We start from the raw sequence: 21693 nt of genomic DNA, 5'->3' as shown, positions 1-21693 counted from the left end.
AAAAATGAATAATTTAGAAACTTTGCTTACCCCGGAAGAGATAAAAAATACAGAATTAGCAGGTAAATTAGTAATAGTCATTGATGTTTTAAGAGCATCGAGCACGATCATAACTGCCTTGGCTAATGGATGCAGGGGTTTTATTCCTATTTTATCTCCGGAACAGGCCAAAGAAAAAGCGCGGCAATTTAACCAAGAGAAGGTATTGTTAGGCGGGGAAAGAAACGGGAAAATGATAGAGGGATTCGATTTAGGTAATTCGCCAAGAGAATATAGAAAACAAGCAGTACAAGATAAAACCATTGTTTTTTCTACGACTAATGGGGTCAAAACATTAGAGCTGGTTAAAGATGCTTATAGGATAATTATCGGAAGTTTTTTGAATTTACAGGCAGTCTGTAATTATTGCACAAATTATCGGAGAGATATTTTAATAATCTGTGCGGGAAAGGAGGGTAAATATTCTTTAGAAGATACTGCTTGCGCCGGAATATTAATTAACTCTTTAAAAAATACTTTATCTGATACCCATTATCAATCAGATGCTAATTTAACAGCACTATTACTCCATGAAAAGTTTGGTAATGATATTTTGGGAATATTGAGAAAATCTCAACATGGTCAGTATTTAGAGAGTATTGGCTTGGGTGAAGATTTAAAATTCTGTTCCCAATTGGATTATTTTTATATTGTCCCCATATTTAGAGAAGGGATAATATCTTTAGAAATATTTAATAATGAAAGGAAAGAATACTCATGAAAAAGAAATTAATGATGATTCCCGGACCTACACCTGTTGATCGATCTATTTTGGAGGCTTTGAGCAAAGATACCGTTTCCCATTTAGATCCTACATTTGTAAAAATATTAAAAGAAACTCTTGAGGATCTAAAAACAGTGGTAATGACCAAAAAGGGGCAGCCTTTTATAATACCTGGGACTGGGACTTTGGGCATGGAGGTCGCAATAGTTAACTCACTTAAAAAGGGTAACCGCTTATTGGTAGTTTCAAACGGTTTTTTTGGGGATAGGTTTATAGAAATAGCTAAATGTCATGATATAGAAGTAGAGGTATTAAGTTCCGAATGGGGCAAAGTTGTTAAAGTAGAAGAAATAGTCCGCAAATTAAAAGAAAAGAAGTTTGACGCTATAACTTTATCCCATGTGGACACTTCCACAGGAGTTTGTGCTCCCCTAAAAGAAGTAGGAGAAATTTTACCTCAATTTCCTGAAACTTTATTTATTGTTGATGGTGTATGTGCTACCGGGGGAATTGAGGAGCGAATGGATGATTGGGGTATTGATATTCTTTTTACCGGTAACCAGAAGGCATTCGGAGTTCCTCCAGGATTAACTAATGCAGTATTTAGTGAAAAGGCTTTAAAAAGAAGAAATGATTTAGGGAAAATATCTGCTTTTTATATGGATGTTAACAGGTGGCTGCCGGTCATGCGTAATCCGGCAGGAGAATATTTTTCTACTCATGCTATCAATATGGTTTATGCTCTTAGTAAAGGGATTAAAATTATGTTGGAGGAGGGTTTGGAAGAGAGATTTAAAAAATATAAAAGATTTGCCGAAGCTTTTCAAAGTGGCCTAAAGGAATTAGGGTTTAACATGTTAGCTGCCGAAGAAATTCGAGCAAATACCGTATCAACTATATTGTATCCTGCAGGAATTGAGGATTTATCCTTTAGAAAAAAACTGTATGAGAACGGCGTTTTAGTATCCGCAGGTAAAGGAGTATTGGCAGGTAAGATATTCCGCTTGGGACATATGGGAAATATTTCTGAAAACGAAGTAGTGGCGACTCTAAGCATTATTGAAAAAACTTTATCTGATATAAATTATGATTTCAGGTGGGGAGCAGGGATAGGAGCTGCCGAGAAAGTTTTGTTCGCTAAAGAATAAACATTTAGAAGCGGGTGATGGTTTGAGAAGAAAAATATTTCTGGGGATACTATTGATTATTTATTCAATCATGATTTTTATTTTTTCTTCCCGACCGGAAACTGGAATAGGGCAGTATTTTTATGGCCAGGACAAAGTGATGCACTTTACTGTTTATGGTATTCATGCTCTTCTTGGCCTGCTAACCTTAAGTGATAAGAAAATTTTATTAACACTCACACCATATTTTTTGGCGTTAATATTATCTGTTTTTTATGGAATATTTAATGAAATTTACCAATATTTTATTCCGGAAAGAACATTTTCCTTGGGAGATATCTTGGCTAATAGTTTGGGAATAATTACTTTTCTTATTCTAGCTTATATTTTCCAAGTCAAAAAACTAAAAGGTAAACTTTCGTGCCTGGCACGAAAGTTTACCTTTTAAGAATTAAAGGAGGAAAAAGAAATTGAATTTATTCAAAAAATTATGTGAAACACCGGGAATCTCGGGTTATGAGGAGAGGATCCGCGAGGTTATTAAGGAAGAGTTAGAAAAAGTAACTGATGTGGTAAAAATTGATAAATTAGGAAATATTATCGGGATAAAAAAAGCAAAAAAGATATCGGGTAAACCTACTCCTAAAAAAGTGATGCTTGCTGCCCATATGGATGAGATCGGCTTTATGGTTAGTTTTATTGATAAAGATGGTTTTTTAAGGTTCGCTCCGGTTGGGGGTTTTGATCCTAAAACTCTAATAGCTCAACGAGTAGTGGTTCATGGAGCGAAAGATATCGGGGGAGTAATAGGCACCAGGCCTATTCATATTTTAAGCGAGGAAGAGAGAAAAAAACTACCCCAAATTAAAGATCTTTTTATAGATGTAGGCATGAAGAAAGATGAAGTTTCCAAGATAGTAAAAAAGGGAGACTTTATCACTTTAGATAGGAATTTTATGGAATTAAATAAAAAAATAATCACTGCTAAGGCATTAGATGACAGAGCGGGAGTATATGTTATGATTGAGGCATTAAAAAGAATTAAAGACTGTTATGTTGATATATATGCTGTGGCAACTGTTCAGGAAGAAGTAGGGGTTAGAGGAGCTACTGTTTCTTCGTTTGCTGTTGAGCCTGATGTAGGTATTGCCCTTGATGTTACCATTGCCTCAGACATCCCGGGGACCAAAGAAGAGGAAGTTGCTACAACTTTAGGAGGAGGAACAGCCATATCTTTAATGGATTCTTATACTATTTCGAATAAGAAACTGGTTGATTTCTTAAGGAAATTAGCGGATGAAAACAAAATCAAATACCAGACAGACATATTATTGGGGGGAGGCACTGATGCGGGAGCAATACAAAGGAGTAAATCCGGAGTACCTGCCTGTACTCTTTCTATTCCTACCAGGTATATTCATTCAGTGGTAGAGATGTGCCACAAAGAGGATGTTGAGAGTTCTATCAATTTAATCTGCAAATTTTTGGAAAATGTTCACAAGGAAGAATTTTGATTTAGCGAATAAATAATAGTGAGAAAAAGAAGCCAAGAGGTGAATTGGTGAATAATTAGGCAAAGATGCAAAAAAGGTATATTTTGTCAAAAATTTATAACAGCTTATATCATTATTTTGGACCATTACACTGGTGGCCGGGAGTTACTCCCTTTGAGGTAATGGTGGGCGCAATTCTTACTCAAAACACTTCCTGGAGTAATGTGGAAAAAGTAATCAATAATTTAAGAAAAGATGATTTATTAAAACCTAAAAAACTTTATTATATGGAACAGAAAGAATTAGCTCATTTGCTTAAATCTTGCGGTTATTTTAATGTTAAAGCCCAAAGATTAAAAAATTTTTTAAACTTATTCATTACTGATTTTGATGGTTCTTGCGAGAAGATGTTTGAAGGTGATGATGGAGAATTAAGAGAAAAATTGTTAAAGGTAAATGGAATCGGTCCGGAAACAGCAGATAGTATATTATTGTATGCCGGGAAGAAAGCATTTTTTGTAGTTGATGCCTATACAAAAAGAATATTTTCCCGTCATAAGCTCATTTCGAAAGATTCTACATACTCCCAGATACAGGAATTTTTCATCAATAATATAGACAGGGATGTAGAATTATTTAACGAATTTCACGCGCAGATTGTCTTACTCGGAAAGACAATCTGTACCAGTAAGAATCCGGATTGTAACAAGTGTCCGATTGCTTTTTTAAATAGTGAATAGTGAATAGTCGTTGGTGAATAGTAAAGAAGAGAGAAATTAGGAGTCAGAATTCAGAAGTCAGAATATGATTAGCGGATGGTGCCAAAGAGGTAGGGAGTTCGATTTATTGAACCCGCCAGGAAAGTTACCTAAAAAAACACGGATCGGATAAATCTGACCTCTACACCAGATACTGTTTAAATAAGTTTTGAATTTAATAGAGTAGAGAGACGGTGCGTTGTAACTATAGGCGAAGGAGGAAAAATATGTTAGAAATTGTAAAAACCGATAGGAAATCAATTAATGATTATATCAATATTACCGGAAAAGAAGAAATTGAAAGCATAAAAAAATTAGCTTTACCCTTACAAGGGAAAAAGATAGTTCATATAAATAACACATCCTTAAGTGGAAGCGTGGCGGAGATCCTATCCACCTTAGTACCATTAATGAAAGATGTAGGGATGGAGGTTGAATGGCAGTTAATAAAAGGATCTGATGATTTTTTCAATGTAACTAAAAGTATGCATAATGGCTTACAGGGAATGGATATTCCCTTTACCAAAGAAATGAAAGAAATATTTTTAAAGAATAATCAACTAAACGAGAAGCTGTTTGAGGGGCAATATGATTTTGTAGTCATTCACGATATTCAACCGATGGCAATATTGAATTATCGAAAAGAGAAAAAAGGTAAATGGATTTGGCGGTCTCATATTGATCCCACCAATGCTCAGAAAAAAATATGGGAATTTACCAAGCGGCTCATAGAAAAGCACGATGCTGCTATATTTACTTTAAAAGAATATATAAAAGATGATCTTAAATTAAAAAATATTGCCGTAATCCCTCCGGCTATAGATCCCTTAAATCCCAAGAATAGGGATTTAGATCAGGAAGAGATTGAAAATATTGTAAGAAACTATAAAGTAGATCCGAATAGGCCGATTATTACTCAAGTTTCCAGATTTGATCCCTGGAAAGATCCTTTGGGAGTTATTGATATGTATAGAATGGTAAAGAAGGAAATAAGAGATGTACAATTGGTACTCATTGCTTCCATCACTAATGAGGATCCCGAGGGATGGGAATATTATGAAAAGACTGCCCGACATGCAGGCGAAGATTACGATATACATCTTCTTTCTAATTTAAACGGAGTAGGTAATCTGGAGGTTAATGCTTTTCAGAGAGCTTCAGATGTAATTATTCAGAAATCCTTAAGAGAGGGATTCGGATTAGTGATTACCGAGGCATTATGGAAGGGGAAACCCGTGGTGGCGGCTAATGTAGGTGGTATCCCTTTACAAGTAGATAACCGGCGCACAGGATTCTTGGTGGGCGATATTTCTGAATGTGCTGAAAGAGTTCTGCATCTTTTGAAAGATCCGGAAAGCGCAAAGAAGATGGGTACTTCAGGAAAAGAATATGTACGAAAGAATTTCCTAATTACTCGCTTGCTAAAAGATTATTTAAATTTATTTAATAGTATAAAATAAAAAGTTTAGAAAAATCATTATTATTTTCTATTATAAATAATGCTTAGATCTTTTAATTTTGGCATTTCAGTCTGTTCCAGTTTTAATATTTGTTGAGGTGTTATTCTCCATTGCCAGTTATTTTGTGGAGAGGCGGGGTTATTCATTCTTGCCTCTTTTCCCAATCCTAACACATCCTGAACCGGGGTTATAGCTAAAAAAGCCACTGAGGCTTGGGCTATACGAATAAATTCCCAGTGAATTTCTGCAAAATTAATCTTTTTCCCTAAATACCGCGTGATATTTTTTTTCTGATTTTGGGTTAATTCTTCTGATTGCCATCCTTGGATGGTATTATTATCATGAGTTCCGGTATAAACCACACAATCAGGCTCATAATGGTGAGGCAGATGAATACTGCGTGGAAAATTATTCCCAAAAGCAAAAATTAAGACCCGCATTCCCGGAAAACGCCATTTTTTTATTATTGATCTGACATCTTCTGTAATATCACCCAGATCTTCGGCAATAAAAGGAGCATGGGGAAATCGATTGATCAGATGCGTTAAAAAACTTTCCGTGGGAACCGTTACCCATTGACCGAGAATAGCGGTTTTTTCCTTAGAAGGAACTTCCCAATAAGACACTAATCCCCTAAAATGATCAATTCTTAAAAGATCGAACATTTGAAGATAATGTTTAATTCGCTGGATCCACCAGGCATATTTTTCTTTATAATGTTCTTCCCAATAATAGACTGGATTCCCCCAAAGTTGCCCAGTCTTGCTGAAATAATCCGGAGGGACCCCGGCTTGATAAATTTGTTGCTTATCCCGATCTAATTTAAAGAGTTGAGGATGACACCAGACATCCATGCTGTTATAGGTAACGTAAATAGGTAGGTCCCCGATTATTTTAATATTTTTTTTCTGACAGTAATCTCTTAATTGATCCCATTGATGAAAAAAGAGGAATTGTATAAATTTTTCCCGATCCATTTCTGGTGCCAGCTCTTTCTTTAATTTTTGAATTGTGGCTTGGTGTCTATTTTTAATTTCTGAAGGCCACTGACTCCATGATTTTCCTTTAAAATGGGACTTGAGTGATTGAAAAAGGGCGTAATCTTCCAGCCAAAATAAATTTTGCTGGCAAAACTCTTGAAACTCTCCCTGATATTTCACTAATTTGAGAAATTTCTGATAGGATTTATCAAATAAATTTTTTTTAAGAACATAAATTCGCTTAAAATCGATATCTTTTTTTTGAGGTGAAAAACAATTAATAGTCTCCTCTTTTTTTAGAAAGCCATCTTGATAGAGTAACTCGGGGCTGATAAAAAGGGGATTTCCGGCAAAAGTAGCAAAGGAATGATAAGGGGAATTGTCATATTTTTGTTCAGTTGGGTTTAAAGGTAAAATTTGCCAAAAACTTTGATTGTTTTTAGCTAATAAATCAATGAATTTATAAGCATGTGGTCCCAAATCTCCGATACCATACTCTGATGGTAAAGAAGAAATATGCATTAAAATACCACTGTATCTTTCGTCCATTTTTACCAATAATCCTTATTACCGAAAATTAGGGTTACAGAAAAATAATTAATTTGTTTTCCACCGGCAGGAAATGATTTAACGAACTTTGAAAAGATATCAACAAAATTTTCATTACCAAGATATCTCAATATGAAGAATAGTGCCTAATTGTTTAAATTGGGATAGCCATTTTTGATTTTCTTCATCACTTTTTGCAGCTTTTTCCTGAATTATCTTCATTTCTTCTTGTTGATATAATTCAAAGAATAAATTCTGAGCTTTCCACAGATGAAGCTGTAAAGTAAGTGGTTTTATAATATTAAGAACCTCAATGATTTGAATAATCTTATCCAAGCTGTTTAAATTCACCTGTAAACTACCTAAAGATTGGCTGATCCAGGTACTTATTCTGTATCCTAAAGTAGCATGATCAAAGGAAATGGATGAGTCTTGAACTTCCTGGACTAATTCCTTTAATTTAGTGAGATCAATGACTTCCCGGGAAAATAAATCCAGCAATTCTTGATTATTTTCGTAGGCGGTAATAAAGGAAAGTGGTGGAAGAATAGGAATATTTAACTGTTTTAAGAAGTTTAGCATGGTGTAATTTTCCAGGTAGATCTGATGAAGGTTAGCGTTAGTTTTTTCCAAGCTGAGATTCATGATTTCCCCAATTACTTTTCTTTGCTCATCCTTAAACAGATACCATAATGAATAATTGTTAGAACCAAAATACTGATCCATTAATCTAATGATAGCTGTCACATCTCCTAAATTAAGAGCTTTACTTATTTCATTTTGCATGGCGTCATAAGTTTTTTCATCTTGATAGCGTTTTACTCCACCGTTGACGTTATGATCTCCTAAATAGAGTACGGCAAAACAAAATTTATCTTCTTCCCAGGTGACTTCTGATCGGATATTTGTCTCGCCGATAGCCATTTTTAATTTGCCACTCCCCAAGCGATTTATTTTTTTTTGGGTGATTTGATAACAAAAAATACTATTTTGATAACCGTCAAAGAGAGAAGATATGGCATAATGGGCAGCTACTCTTAATAGGTCAACCATTATCGGCTTGATTAATGACTGATAAATTTTGGCTCCGTTTTGGTAACGCGATATATTACTGGGAGCCTGTTCCAGTATTTTTAAATATTCTTCTTCCGGAGAATGATCGGTAAATCTTTGAATAAGCTGAATACAGCGAGCGGCATATTCTAAGATCTGGATAGTCTCAATACCGGAAATTTCGTTAAAAAACCAACCACAGCTGGTGTACATAAGCATCGCATTTCTCTGCATCTCTAATAAGGTCAGTGCATTTGTTTTTTCTCCTGGATTAAGCAGATGGGAACTGTATTCCCCTAAAAAAGTTTCGATATGGTCTGAGTTTCGATTTAAAATAACTGAAATATATTCGTTTCTTGCTTGCCATATATCTTTAAAATAGGCGGAAGCTTTTTGTTCAAAGATGTTAATGGTTTGATCTCTTAGCCAATCCATTGCTTCTCTCAAGGGCTTTCTCCATTTTTGATGCCAATTAGTGTGCATACCGCTATTACAGCCGCAATCATTTCGCCATCGTTCAATCCCGTGGGTACAACTCCAGGAGGTATTTTCTACAATTTCCACTTCATAATTAGGGGGGTAAAATTCTAAGTATTCTCCGTAATTGGTGAGGGCAGCTGTTTTGTTTTTTTCAAGATATTGTAAACAATATGCCAGAGCCATATCACCAAAGCGATGATGGTGACCGTAAGTTTCACCGTCTGTTGCAATATGGACTAGTTCCGGTTGAGTATTATCTTGGGAAAAGGAAATGAGTAAGCGATTAGCCAGTTTTTCACCATTACTTAAAATATCTCCAAAACTTACCTCATGGGAAATTGGCCCATTATAGAAAAAAAGATGAATTGATTTTCCTGAAGGGAGATGACACAGATAAGGTTGCTTGCAATTAAGGTTTGTCTGTTTAACTTCTTGCCAGGGGGTATCTTTCCCCATTTTACGAATTTTTTTGGCTTGATGTGGGGCAAGAATGGTAAATTGAATCCCCAGTTCTGCCATGATTTCCAGGGTTCGATAATCCACCGCTGTTTCCGATAACCACATCCCTTCGGGAAATCGGCCGAAACGGGACTGAAAATCTTTGATGCCCCAGTAAATCTGGGTATATTTATCCCGGTCATTGGCAAGCGGCATAATAATATGATTATAGATTTGGGCAATTGCAGAACCATGACCATGGTAGCGTTCCTGACTTATTTTATCCGCCTCTAAAACAGCTTGATAAATTTCAGGTTGATGTTTTTCCATCCAGGAAAGAAGAGTTGGGCCAAAATTAAAACTAATACGGGAATAATTATTCATAATTTTAATAATATTTCCTTGTTTGTCCAAAATACGCGAAGTGCTATTCCCTTTGTAGCATTCTTCGGAAATTCTTTCATTCCAATCATGAAAAGGGTAGGCAGAATCTTGTAGCTCAACTTCCTCTAACCAGGGATTTTCCCGGGGCGGTTGATAAAAATGACCATGAATACAGATATATTTTTTTTGGTTTTGGTTCATTTTACTTGCTCCTTATCAATTGTCCCTCTCTTTTTTAAAAAAAGTATACCTAAGGGAGGAAGGGTAAGGGAAAGAGAGTAATCTTTTCCGTGAATAGGGAAGGGAGTTGATTGTACAGTACCGAGATTTCCCTGTCCACTCCCGCCATAAATAATGGCATCACTATTTAATTTTTCTTCCCAAATTCCTTTACTCGGCACACCAATGCGGTAATGATGCCAGGGAATCGGAACAAAATTGCAGATCACCAGTATCTGATCATCTTTCTTTTCACCTTTTCTTAAAAAGATCAACACAGAATGCTCCGAATCACGGTTGTCGATCCATTCAAATCCCTGGGGTTCAAAATCGAGTTGGAAGAGGGCCTTCTCATTCTTATAAAAAAAATTTAAATCACTGATCCATTTAAGGATTCCTTGATGATCAGGGTAGTCAAGTAAATGCCAATCAAGGCTGGTGTCATGGTCCCATTCCTTTCTTTGTCCAAATTCTCCACCCATAAAAAGCAATTTTTTTCCAGGGTGAGCAAACATATAACCGAACAGTAAGCGTAAATTGGCGAATTTTTTCCAATCGTCACCGGGCATTTTTTCTAATAAAGATTTTTTTCCGTGGGTAACTTCATCATGAGATAGAGAGCTGATGAAATTTTCATTAAAAGCATAAAGCAGGCTAAAAGTTAGTTGTTGTTGATGGTATTTACGGAAAATAGGGTCTTGGGAAAAATAAGATAGTGTATCATGCATCCAGCCCATATTCCATTTCATACCAAATCCGAGACCACCTAAATAGATAGGGCGGGAGACCATCGGCCAGGCGGTAGATTCTTCGGCGATGATCTGAACGTCTGGGAAATTTTGATAAATAACTTCATTTAACTTCTTGATGAAATCAATCGCTTCCAGATTTTCTCTTCCCCCGAATTGATTGGGGATCCATTCGCCTTCTTTGCGAGAATAATCCAGGTAAAGCATGGAGGCAACAGCATCTACCCGCAGGCCGTCAATATGGTATTTTTCTAACCAGAAAAGGGCGCTGCTGATTAAAAACTCTTTAACCTCGTTTCTTCCGTAATTAAAGATATAACTATGCCAGTCAGGGTGGAACCCTTTCTGCGGGTCAGCGTGTTCGTAGAGATGGGTTCCATCAAAATAAACCAGTCCGTATTCATCACCGGGGAAATGGGAAGGTACCCAATCCAAAATGACACCAATTCCTTGTTGATGAAGATATTCAACAAAATACATAAAATCTTGAGGTGATCCGTAACGGCTGGTTGGAGCAAAATATCCCAGGGTTTGATAACCCCAGGAGCCATAAAAGGGGTGTTCCATAATCGGAAGTAGTTCAACATGGGTAAATCCTGCTTGCTTCACGTAATCTGCCAGGATAGGAGCTAATTTTCGGTAATCCAGAGAACAATTGCTCGAATCAAGTTGTTGGCGCCAGGAACCTAAATGTATTTCATAGACCGAAAAAGGCATTTTTAAGTTATTATATCTTTTTCGATGGCTCATCCAGTGTTGATCTTGCCAGTGGTAATCTAAATCCCATATGATTGATGCCGTTTTAGGTGGTTTTTCCCAGTAAAAGGCAAAAGGATCTCCTTTATCAACTTGATAATCCTTATGCCGGGATTTTATCTGAAATTTATAGCGCATTCCTTTTTCAATTTCGGGGATAAAGCCTTCCCATATACCACTGTCAGCATGTATTTGCTTTAATGGATGAGTATAGGATTGCCATTGATTAAAATCTCCGATAACCGCAACTGATTGGGCATTGGGAGCCCATATGGAAAAGTGCACGCCCTCTCTCTCATTGAATTTTATTTGATGTGCTCCTAATTTTTCATACAACCGATAGTGTGTTCCTTCTTGATAAAGATAAATATCATCTTTACTAAATAGGGAAAAATATTCCATTTGATGAAATTTATATTTATTCATTTATCTCTCCTAATTCATATAAAATACCTTTAAATGGGATCGGCAGCCAGTCAGGTCGGTTATTCATCTCATAACCTATTTCATAAACCGCTTTTTCCAGAAGGTAGATTTTTAACAGTTGAGATAGTTGTTCTTTTGTTTCGGGTAAGAATGAATTTCCTTGCGAATGTTTTAGATAAGCTTTTAAAAATATTTTAGCAGTGTAGTGAGCCCATAGGTTTGCCCATGGTTCCAGTACTTTATAATTCCCTGGAATATGTTTTTGTATTAAGGGAGCAAAAGCAGCGTAATGAAAAGAACGGAGCATTCCGGTAACATCTTTCAAAGGACAACGTTTTAATCTTCTTTCTCCCAGTGGTCGGGCTGGTTCGCCTTCAAAATCGATAATGTAGAAATCATTTCCGGTATATAGGACTTGTCCAAGATGATAATCTCCGTGAATTCTGATTTTCATTCCTTTTATTTTCTTAGAAAGAAGGATCTTGCAATATTTTAATATTCGGGATTCGCTGGTTAATATGCGATCCAGGTCATTTTGGAGATCTTCGGGAAATTGTCTGGCACTTTTTTTTAAACCCTGGAATGTTCGTTTAATCAAGGTCTGGATGGATTGGTAAAGAGCGCGTTGATAAAGCATAGAAAAGGTTTCTGGTCTAAAATCTTGATTTTCACTGGGTTGAGCCAGAGCCTGGTGAAGTTCTGCCGTTCTTTTACCCAGAAGGCTGATCATTTCAATATAGGGAATGCCGATTAGCTCCTGAAAGATTTCCGGAATATCTTCTTCCAGTGTATCAGTAAGGGAATTCGGAAGAGAAGGAGTTTTATCCAGTTCGCCTATTTTAGAAAGAACCCTTTCGTAGTAACGTCCTAAGGCATCCTGTGTATAATTCCAGGCATTTCCTACACTTTGGATAAATGGATATAAAATTCCCAGGGTAATTACTGCGTGGTTATTTTTTTGAAATTCGATTGCCCCGGAGAAGGGAGGTATATTGGCATAATTGGCTTCTTCGGTCAAATATTTTCCCAGTTCTAAATCCGGATTAACACCTTCGTCCAGTTTGCGGAATAGTTTAAGGACTACATCCTTTTCATAAATAATTGAGGAATTACTCTGTTCAGTATCCAATAATCTTGAATTTTCAAAGGTCGTTGCCTTTTTACTTAATTTTCGGAAATATTTTCCGGGATAGGCTCGAATTGTACCTTGTTCACCTTTAATAGTTCGTCTTCTGGTGATAAGTTGGATCAAGGTTTGATGAAATCCGGTATCATGGACTGCATCATAGACAATGCCATCCTGGTTACTCGTATGAACTTTGAATAAAATACATTGTGGGATTTCATGTAGTAAGTATTCTGCTTTTTCCTTTTCCAGATAGGAAAGAGGAAGGAGGTACTCTTCTTCCAATCCTTCAGTATAGCTTACTTTTAGAAAAAGTAGCAAAGAAGTACTATCCACATTCTTTACTAATATTTTTTCTGTTATATTAACTTTTCTTATTCTTTGTGATTTCTTGCCAAACCAACGTTGTTCTTTTAAGAAAAAGGGGATAATTGAATTTTCTAACAATTGGGTTGTTTTACCTTTAAAAAAGTTGAGCCAACTGGTTTGGGTACTTAATATCGGGATTTTCTCCCTTTTCTGGGTAATTTTCAGATCATCTTCTTTCTGGAGGGAAAACCAGAAATAATCATGAAATCCCATGGTTAAGATATAAGGGGTTTCTTTAATGATTGGGAACTGATTTCTGCTGAAAAGCTCTATCGGGCGATAACCGGTATATTGGCTTAAATCTAATTCTGCTACCTGGGAAAACCGGGATAGATTGATCACTACAAGAATAGTTTCCTCTTCATATCGACGAATAAAAGCCAGAATTTTATAATTCTCCGGATGAAGAAACTCAATACTGCCTCTCCCAAAGGCCTTATATTTTTTCCGCATATCGATCACTCTTTTCATCCACCAAAGAAATGATGTCTGATTTTTCTCCTGGTTTTCCACGTTTACAGTTTCGTAATGGTATTCCGGATCAATAATAACCGGGAGATAAAGTTTTTGGGTATTTGTTCTAGAAAAACCGGCATTGCGATCTGGACTCCAGTGCATGGGAGTCCTTACTCCATCCCGGTCTCCCAGGAAATGGTTGTCTCCCATGGCAATTTCGTCTCCATAATAGATAGTCGGGGTTCCCGGCAGGGAAAAAAGAAGTATATTCATGATTTCCATTTTTCTTCTATGGTTATCCAACAAGGGAGCTAACCGTCGGCGAATACCCAAATTAATTCTAGCGGTAGTATCTCGAGCGTAAACTCGATACATATAGTCTCTTTCCTCATCAGTGACCATTTCCAGGGTTAACTCGTCGTGGTTTCTTAAAAAAATAGACCATTGGCAGTTATCCGGAATTGTTGGGGTTTGATCTAAAATATCTATGATGGGAAATCGATCCTCCATTTTTAAAGCCATAAACATGCGGGGCATTAGCGGGAAGTGAAAAGCCATATGACAGGCATCTCCTTGACCAAAATATTGTATGGCATCTTCTGGCCATTGATTCGCTTCGGCCAGGATCATCCTGTTTTGGTAATGCTTATCCATATGGGAACGCAATTTTTTTAAAAATTCCAATGACTCCGGCAGATTTTCACAATTAGTACCTTCTCTTTCAAATAAATAGGGGACTGCATCCAGACGAATTCCGTCAACTCCCATTTTCATCCAAAAATCTACTACTTTCAACATGGCTTGCTGGACTTCCGGATTATCATAATTTAAATCAGGTTGATGAGAATAGAAACGATGCCAGTAATAATAGCCGGATATAGGTTCCCTGGTCCAGTTAGATGACTCGAAATCTTTAAAAATAATTCGGGCTTCCTGGTATTTATCTGGAGTCTCACTCCAGACATAAAACTTACCCCATTTTGAATTTGGACCTCCTTTTTTTGCTCTTTGAAACCAGATATGCTGGTCCGATGTATGATTTAAGACCAATTCTATGACCACTTTCATTTCCCTTTGATGAGCTTTCTTTAAAAAATATCTGAAATGTTGTAAATTACCGTAATTGGGATGGACATTGAAATAGTCAGCAATATCATATCCATCATCCTTTAAAGGAGATGGGAAAAAAGGAAGCAGCCAGAGGGTGTTAACCCCTAAATTGTATAAGTAATCTAATTTTTCAGTTAATCCCTGAAAATCACCGATTCCGTCTTCGTTTTTATCGAAAAAAGTTTTGACGTGAAGTTCATAGATAATGGCATCTTTGTACCATAAAGGGGTTTCCGAATAAGTATCTTGGGTAGTCATGGGGCATCCTCCTTATGCGAAATAATCAAAATCACTTTCTTTCTTCAATCTTTTTTTCATTTTAAAGATATGGGCAGGAAGGGTATTTGGATTTAATTCCACATAATTGTATTCGCCCTTCCAGATATATTGATCGCCTCCTAATAGGTCATGGGCAAGGAAGGGCTGGTCAGTTTCAATACCCATATCAGATAGCGGAACCTGAACCCATCCTGACTGGGTATAGTGAGGATCTAAATTAATCACCACTAAAATAATATTGGACAGATCATTGTTAAATTTAGCAAAACAAATCAAATTATCATTATCTACATGATAGAATTTGAGATTATTAGTCATCTGAAAGGCGGAATTCTCCCGTCTAATTTGATTGATTCGGGAAATAAAATCACGAGTATTTTCTTTGATGTCTTCATTTTTCCACTGCTTTATTTCATATTTTTCTGAATAAAGATATTCTTCTTTTCCGGCAATAGCCTGATTAATGAATCGTTCATAGACAGGTCCATAAATCCCGTAATTGGAAGAAAGGGTAGCAGCTAAAATAAATCGAATAAGAAAAGCCGGTCTATTTCCCGATTGCAGATATTCAGAAAGGATATCCGGCGTATTTGGCCAAAAATTTGGGCGAAAGTATTCTTTAATCTTGCTATTGGTGAGCTCATTCAGATATTCCGTTAATTCATTTTTGGTATTTCTCCAGCTGAAATAAGTATAAGATTGGGTAAAACCGACTTTAGCCAGACGATACATTACTTTTGGTCGAGTAAAAGCTTCTGCGAGAAAGATAACCTCCGGGTATTTTTCTTTAACTTGACCAATCAGCCACTCCCAAAATAGAAAAGGTTTAGTATGAGGGTTGTCGACTCGAAAGATTTTAATTCCTTGTTCTATCCAGTAAAAAGTAATTTTCTTGAGTTCTTGCCATAATTCTTGCCAGTGATCTGTTTCAAAATCAAAGGGTACGATGTCCTCATATTTTTTGGGAGGATTTTCAGCATACTGAATGGTCCCATCCGCTCGCCATCTGAACCATTCCGGATGGATTTTAATATAAGGATGATCCCGGGAACACTGAAAAGCTAAATCCAGGGCTATTTCAATACCATATTCTTTTGCTTTTTTTATCAACCGATGGAAGTCGTTGAGATTTCCCAGTTGGGGATGAATAGCCATATGTCCACCGGATTCATCTCCTATCGCCCAGGGACTTCCCGGATCTCCTTTTTGAGCAATTATACTATTATTTTTCCCTTTACGGTGGGTTTTTCCAATGGGGTGAATAGGGGGAAAATAAAGAATATCAAAACCCAGCTTGGCAATATCAGGCAGGATTTTTTCGCAATCTAAAAAAGTGCCATGCTGGTTTTTTTCTTGGGAACAGGAACGGGGGAACAGCTCATACCAGGTGCTAAATAAAGCTTTCTTTCGATCAATGATTACCTTTAATTTTTTACAATAGCGAATTTTATGATATTTTAAAGGATTTTCTTGAATAATAATCGACAGTGTCTTATCCTGGAGAATGGCTACTAATTTTTCGGGTTTGTCTTCTTCTTTTAATCTGGTAATAATCTGGTTTATATATTTTCTTTCTTTTAAGGTTATTTGTTGAGCTAATCTTTCCAAAAGAGGAATATTACTTAAGATGTCAACTTTTATTTTTTCCTGCGCTTGAAATCTTTTTGGGATATTATTCAGCCAGGTTATTAAAGGATCGACCCATCCTTCTATACTGTAATCGTAGATACCTATTCCTTGGACTGTAAAATCTCCGGACCACCGGTCATTTCCTTCAAAGTTCATGGGAGAAAACTGCCATTTTTCTTTTCCTTTTTTTCGAAATAGAAGAGAGGCTCTGATCTGATCATGACCATCAGCAAAGATATCTGCCGTGACCTTTATTTTTTCTCCGATAATTCTTTTGATGGGAAATGAACCACCATCAATTTCAGGTTGGACATTTTCAATGACCACTCTGTTTTTTTTATTTTTATTAAGGTAATAAATAAGAAAAATCCTTTCTATCTTATCTTTGGATATATTTTTCTATTGATTTTAACATGTTAGCAGGATAACGGGCTTTACTTATTCGGCGAGCTAGCTCCTTTTCCCCGAATACATCGCGAATCCAGATGGCGAAATCATTATGTTGCTCATTTACATGAAAAGAAAATAAACCCTGGTCCATATATTGTAAATTTTCCATTAATTCAGCAATATTTTTTAACTTTTTTCCGTTGTTTAAATAAAAATAGTTTTGTACTGAAGGAGCTTCTTGATTAATATCGATATTCTGGTATTTTTTTGCCATTTTTTTCTAACCTCCTATTTTTTTAATCTATTCAATTACAATTTTATCGTTAGTGTAAACTTTAGTGGGGTAATTGAATTTGCAAATCTCTTATTTTTATGATATCATTTTGCACTACATATATCAAGAAAATGAATTGTCTTTTTTATTTTTTACCGCTGAAGGATGGTACAGTTATTAAATTTTAAAATGTATTGACGGAAAAAAATGAGGCAAGATATTTCAGTTCTATATATAAATAGTTAAGTTGAATCTACAATTTTTATTGTAGGTAAATAAGATTATCAATCATTGTCGAGCTTTGAAAGGAGCACTTATGGAAGCTAAGGGAGGAGTCCTTTTTCAAATTCCTAAAAGGTTTAAAAAAGATAAAAAAATTGCCTATTTTTCTATGGAAATATGTGTAGATGGCAAAATACCTTCTTACAGCGGAGGATTGGGGATTTTAGCCGGCGATATGCTCCGCTCTTCTGCGGACTTAAAAGTTCCCCTGGTTGGTGTTACCTTGCTTTATAAGAAGGGGTATCTACATCAAGAAGTTGATAAAAAAGAAGGGATTCAGGTGGAATTACCCGAAGAATGGAATCCTCAAGATTATATGCAATTATTACCCAATAAAATTTTAATCGAAATTGAGAATAGAAAAGTTTGGATTCAGGCATGGCTTTTTTGTATAAAAGGTTTGGATAATTATTGCACCCCCGTCTTATTTTTGGATACTGATTTACCGGAAAATAGTGTTTATGATCGTAGTCTTTCTGATTACTTGTATGGTGGTGACAAAAGATACCGGCTCGCCCAGGAAATTGTATTGGGAATTGGCGGAGTGAGAATGCTTAGGGAGCTGGGATTTAATACTATCTCTAAATATCATATGAATGAAGGACATGCTAGTTTGTTGACTTTGGAACTGCTCGATTATTATCATCATCAGGAGGAAAAGTGGAATAATAGTCTTGTCGAGAAAGTTAAAAGCTTGTGTATTTTCACCACTCATACACCGGTACCTGCTGGCATGGATCAATTTTCTTATGACTTGGTGAGAAAGGTTTTAGGAAAACCTATCCCTGAACCCTTATTAAAGGAATTCGGTGGACAAGAAAGCTTGAATATGACTGCTCTTGCTCTTAATCTAAGCCATTATATAAATGGAGTGGCCAAAAGACATGGAGTAATTTCCCAGGAGATGTTTCCCGGGTACCATATTAATTCAATTACCAATGGGGTTCATTCTGCTACCTGGGTAAGTCCTCATTTTCGAAAACTCTTTGATCGTTATATTCCGGGGTGGGAAAATGATCCCTTTAGTTTGCGATACGCTTTAAATATACCGGATGAGGAAGTATGGCAAACTCATCAGGAAGCGAAAAAATGTCTTATTGATATTATTTTTCAAGAAACAGGGGTGCAATTTAATTCGGAAGTGTTAACCATTGGTTTTGCCAGGAGAGCAACAGCTTATAAACGGGCAGATTTAATCTTTTATGATATCAATAGGTTGGTAGATATTTCCAGAAAGACTGGTAAAATCCAACTAATATTCTCTGGTAAAGCCCATCCTAAAGATTGGTCGGGGAAGGAATTAATCCAAAAGATTGTTCATATTTCCCAACAGCTTAAAGGACAAATAGAGGTTGTTTACCTGGAAAATTATAATTTAGATTTAGCTAAGAGAATAGTTTCGGGGGTAGATTTATGGTTAAATACTCCCAAAAAACCGCTAGAAGCATCAGGTACTTCAGGAATGAAAGCAGCACACAATGGCATCCCTAGTTTAAGTATTTTAGATGGATGGTGGATCGAAGGCTGCGTTGAAGGATTTACCGGATGGGCGATTGGATCAGCACCTGATATCAAAAGCAGTGATCAGGAAGATGCAGCTTCCTTATATGATAAATTACACAATACAGTTATCCCAATTTATTACCAGAATAGAGGAAAATGGATTAATATCATGCGTCATAGTATTGCCATAAATGCTTCCTTCTTTAACACCCATCGAATGGTTCTTCAATACGGATTAAACGCTTATTTATAATAAATCGGTAAACAATTGATTTTAATCTGTATTACTTGATTTCGCACAGTTTTACTTCTTATGCTTCCTAAAAACTGATCATATTTTCCAGAATTATAGATTTGGAATAGAAGATCATTTTTTTACTATAATGGATTTATATAGTATAATAATAAAAAGATGATCGATAAATAAAAAGTAATATTCCCACGACAAAAACTTCGAAAAAGCTTTTTATAATCAAGAGGTGAAATTGAAGATGGCACGAATATTAATTGTTTCTAACCGGCTTCCGGTAACTGTCAGTAAAAACAAAGATAAGATTAAATTTCTTCCCAGCGCCGGAGGATTAGCTACTGGCATGTCTTCTTTTCATCAAAATTATGATTGCCTGTGGATTGGCTGGCCGGGTATAGTAAAAGACCGGATTAACGAAAAAGGCATAAAAGAAATTATCACTAAACTGGAAAGATTAAATAACTACCCGGTCTTTTTGTCTCAATCACAGATACAAGCCTACTATAATGGATTTTGTAATAAAACTATCTGGCCTTTATTTCATTCTTTTACTCAATATGCAGTCTACCAAAATTCTCTTTGGGATGAATACAATCGAGTCAACAGGATTTTCTGCGAAGTCATTTTAAATATTGTCCGGCCAGATGATATAATCTGGGTGCATGATTATCAGTTAATGCTACTTCCTAAAATGTTAAGAGAGAAACGGCCTGATTTAACTATTGGTTTTTTCCTACATATTCCTTTTCCCCCTCAGGAAATATATCGACTACTTCCCTGGCGCGAGAAGATACTCAAAGGTATTTTAGGTGCAGATCTTATTGGTTTTCACACTTATGATTATGTACGAAATTTTTTAGACTCGGTATTACGCCTTTTTGGCGATGAAAGTAATATGGGTTATCTCAACTATCAGAACCGTATTTTGAAAGTAGATACATTCCCTATGGGCATTGATTATGAGCGATTTTCTTCCTCTATTCATAATCCTGATACCAAAAAAGAGATCAAAAAAATTGGAGAACTGATTGGAGAGAAGAAAATCATTCTTTCTATTGACCGGATGGATTATACTAAAGGGATCGTTAAACGCTTGGAAGCCTATGAATATTTCCTGCAGAAGAATTCAGAATATCTGGAAAAAGTAATTTTGATTATGATAGTTGTTCCTTCGCGTGCTCGGGTAAAACAGTACCAGCGATTAAAAGAACAGGTAGATGAGTTAGTTGGAGAAATTAATGGTAGATACGCTACGATTGGCTGGTCTCCCATCAGGTATCTTTTCAGATCTATTCCTTTTTATGAACTGACCGCTCTTTACTATCTTGCTGATGTTGCCCTAATAACCCCTTTAAAGGATGGAATGAATTTAGTAGCCAAAGAATTTATCGCCACTAAAAACAATGGTAAGGGAGTATTAATCTTAAGCGAAATGGCTGGTGCTGCTAATGAAATGGGTGAAGCTTTAATTGTAAATCCTAATAATAGAGAACAGATTTCCTGGTCTATAAAATATGCTCTAAATTTATCACAAGAAATACAGAAAAAAAGAAACCGGGTTATGCAAAAACGATTGAAAAATTATCATGTAAGAAAGTGGGCGGATGACTTCAAAGAAAGTCTTTTACAGGTTAAAAGTATGCAGGCAGAATTTTCTGTAAAAGATTTTTCACTCAAAAACCGTTTAAAGATTATAGAAGATTATCAAAAAAGTAAAAATCGCTTATTTCTTTTAGACTATGATGGAACTTTAATCCCCACTACTTATAAATTTAAGAAGATCAAACCCGGTAAAAAAATCTTAAGTATCATTCAACAATTAATCCAGGATAAAAAAAATCAAGTGGTAATAGTCAGCGGTCGGGGAAAAGATATTTTAGAAAAATGGTTTGCGGATATTGATATCGGATTGGTTGCCGGGCATGGCACCTGGTTAAGGGAAAAGATTGGGCAATGGAAAACTGTAAAGCCGCTAAGCAATAAATGGAAAAACCAAATCAAACCCTTGCTTGAGCTTTATGTTAACAGAACTCCCGGTTCATTTATTGAAGAGAAAGATTATTCCCTGGTCTGGCATTATATTAAAACTGATCCCTCTTTTGGCCGAATAAGAGCCTTAGAGCTAAAATCCTCTCTTTTATATCTTACCTCAAACTTGAATCTTGAAGTACTTCACGGAGAAAAGGTTATTGAAATTAAACCTACGGGAATTAATAAAGGTGTAAGTGCTGATTATTGGATTTCCCAAAAAGACTGGGATTTTATTCTGGCGATAGGTGACGATTGGTCAGACGAAGATACTTTTCAAAATATACCTGATTTTGCTTATTCTATTAAAGTGGGCAAAGGATCATCTCTATCTAAATATAATATTGAGTCTTCTATTGAAG

General features: G+C 36.0%; 14 protein-coding genes. 8 read left to right on the top strand and 6 right to left on the bottom strand.

What is annotated here, in order from left to right; genetic code table 11:
* Positions 1–4 precede the first annotated feature (4 nt).
* The 6 genes from ENO17_05765 (at position 5) to ENO17_05740 (ending at position 5601) form a co-directional block, all read left to right on the top strand.
* Entirely contained in the window at positions 5–760 is a 756-nt protein-coding gene (locus ENO17_05765; GenBank protein HER24533.1) for a 2-phosphosulfolactate phosphatase, read from the top strand.
* The gene (locus ENO17_05760; GenBank protein ID HER24532.1) at positions 757–1911 is read left to right on the top strand and encodes an alanine--glyoxylate aminotransferase family protein; all 1155 of its coding nucleotides are present in this window, start codon (positions 757–759) and stop codon (positions 1909–1911) included. The genes ENO17_05765 and ENO17_05760 overlap by 4 nt, the downstream gene beginning before the upstream one ends.
* Before the next feature lie 22 nt (positions 1912–1933).
* Complete coding sequence (locus ENO17_05755) at positions 1934–2338, top strand: hypothetical protein (GenBank protein ID HER24531.1); 405 nt, start codon at positions 1934–1936, stop codon at positions 2336–2338.
* Between the two features lie 22 nt (positions 2339–2360).
* Positions 2361–3404, top strand: coding sequence for a M42 family peptidase (locus tag ENO17_05750; protein ID HER24530.1), 1044 nt, complete (start codon positions 2361–2363; stop codon positions 3402–3404).
* Between the two features lie 65 nt (positions 3405–3469).
* Positions 3470–4123: an endonuclease III domain-containing protein gene (locus ENO17_05745; GenBank protein ID HER24529.1), complete on the top strand. Its 654-nt coding sequence runs from the start codon at positions 3470–3472 to the stop codon at positions 4121–4123.
* 245 nt (positions 4124–4368) lie between these two features.
* Positions 4369–5601, top strand: coding sequence for a glycosyltransferase (locus ENO17_05740; GenBank protein HER24528.1), 1233 nt, complete (start codon positions 4369–4371; stop codon positions 5599–5601).
* 20 nt (positions 5602–5621) lie between these two features.
* On the opposite strand, the gene malQ is transcribed toward ENO17_05740, so the two are convergent.
* The 6 genes from malQ to ENO17_05710 all read right to left on the bottom strand — a co-directional run bounded on the left by malQ (position 5622) and on the right by ENO17_05710 (position 17268).
* Positions 5622–7130: a 4-alpha-glucanotransferase gene (gene malQ / locus ENO17_05735; protein ID HER24527.1), complete on the bottom strand. Its 1509-nt coding sequence runs from the start codon at positions 7128–7130 to the stop codon at positions 5622–5624.
* Positions 7131–7244: 114 nt separating this feature from the next.
* Positions 7245–9686, bottom strand: a complete 2442-nt coding sequence (locus ENO17_05730) for a DUF3536 domain-containing protein (GenBank protein ID HER24526.1) — start codon at positions 9684–9686, stop codon at positions 7245–7247.
* A complete protein-coding gene (gene glgB, locus ENO17_05725) occupies positions 9683–11611 on the bottom strand; it encodes a 1,4-alpha-glucan branching protein GlgB (protein HER24525.1) in 1929 nt (642 codons plus the stop codon). The genes ENO17_05730 and glgB overlap by 4 nt, the downstream gene beginning before the upstream one ends.
* Before the next feature lie 16 nt (positions 11612–11627).
* Positions 11628–14954: a maltose alpha-D-glucosyltransferase gene (gene treS, locus ENO17_05720; protein HER24524.1), complete on the bottom strand. Its 3327-nt coding sequence runs from the start codon at positions 14952–14954 to the stop codon at positions 11628–11630.
* Between the two features lie 12 nt (positions 14955–14966).
* Positions 14967–16964, bottom strand: a complete 1998-nt coding sequence (locus ENO17_05715; GenBank protein HER24523.1) for an alpha-1,4-glucan--maltose-1-phosphate maltosyltransferase — start codon at positions 16962–16964, stop codon at positions 14967–14969.
* Positions 16965–16983: 19 nt separating this feature from the next.
* Positions 16984–17268, bottom strand: a complete 285-nt coding sequence (locus tag ENO17_05710; protein ID HER24522.1) for a hypothetical protein — start codon at positions 17266–17268, stop codon at positions 16984–16986.
* Positions 17269–17584: 316 nt separating this feature from the next.
* Here ENO17_05710 and glgP point away from each other — a divergent pair, with 316 nt between their 5' ends.
* Both glgP and ENO17_05700 read left to right on the top strand, forming a co-directional pair.
* Positions 17585–19306 (top strand): alpha-glucan family phosphorylase, encoded by a 1722-nt coding sequence (gene glgP, locus ENO17_05705; protein HER24521.1) that lies wholly within the window; start codon positions 17585–17587, stop codon positions 19304–19306.
* A gap of 238 nt (positions 19307–19544) precedes the next feature.
* Positions 19545–21693, top strand: a 2149-nt coding sequence (locus ENO17_05700) for a bifunctional alpha,alpha-trehalose-phosphate synthase (UDP-forming)/trehalose-phosphatase (protein ID HER24520.1), incomplete at its 3' end; no start/stop codon positions are given.

The sequence above is a fragment of the Candidatus Atribacteria bacterium genome (assembly GCA_011056645.1).
Lineage (GTDB): Bacteria > Atribacterota > Phoenicimicrobiia > Phoenicimicrobiales > Phoenicimicrobiaceae > Sediminicultor > Sediminicultor quartus.
The sequence above is the reverse complement of the archived record's forward strand: the minus strand, read 5'-3'. Positions and strand labels throughout refer to the sequence as shown.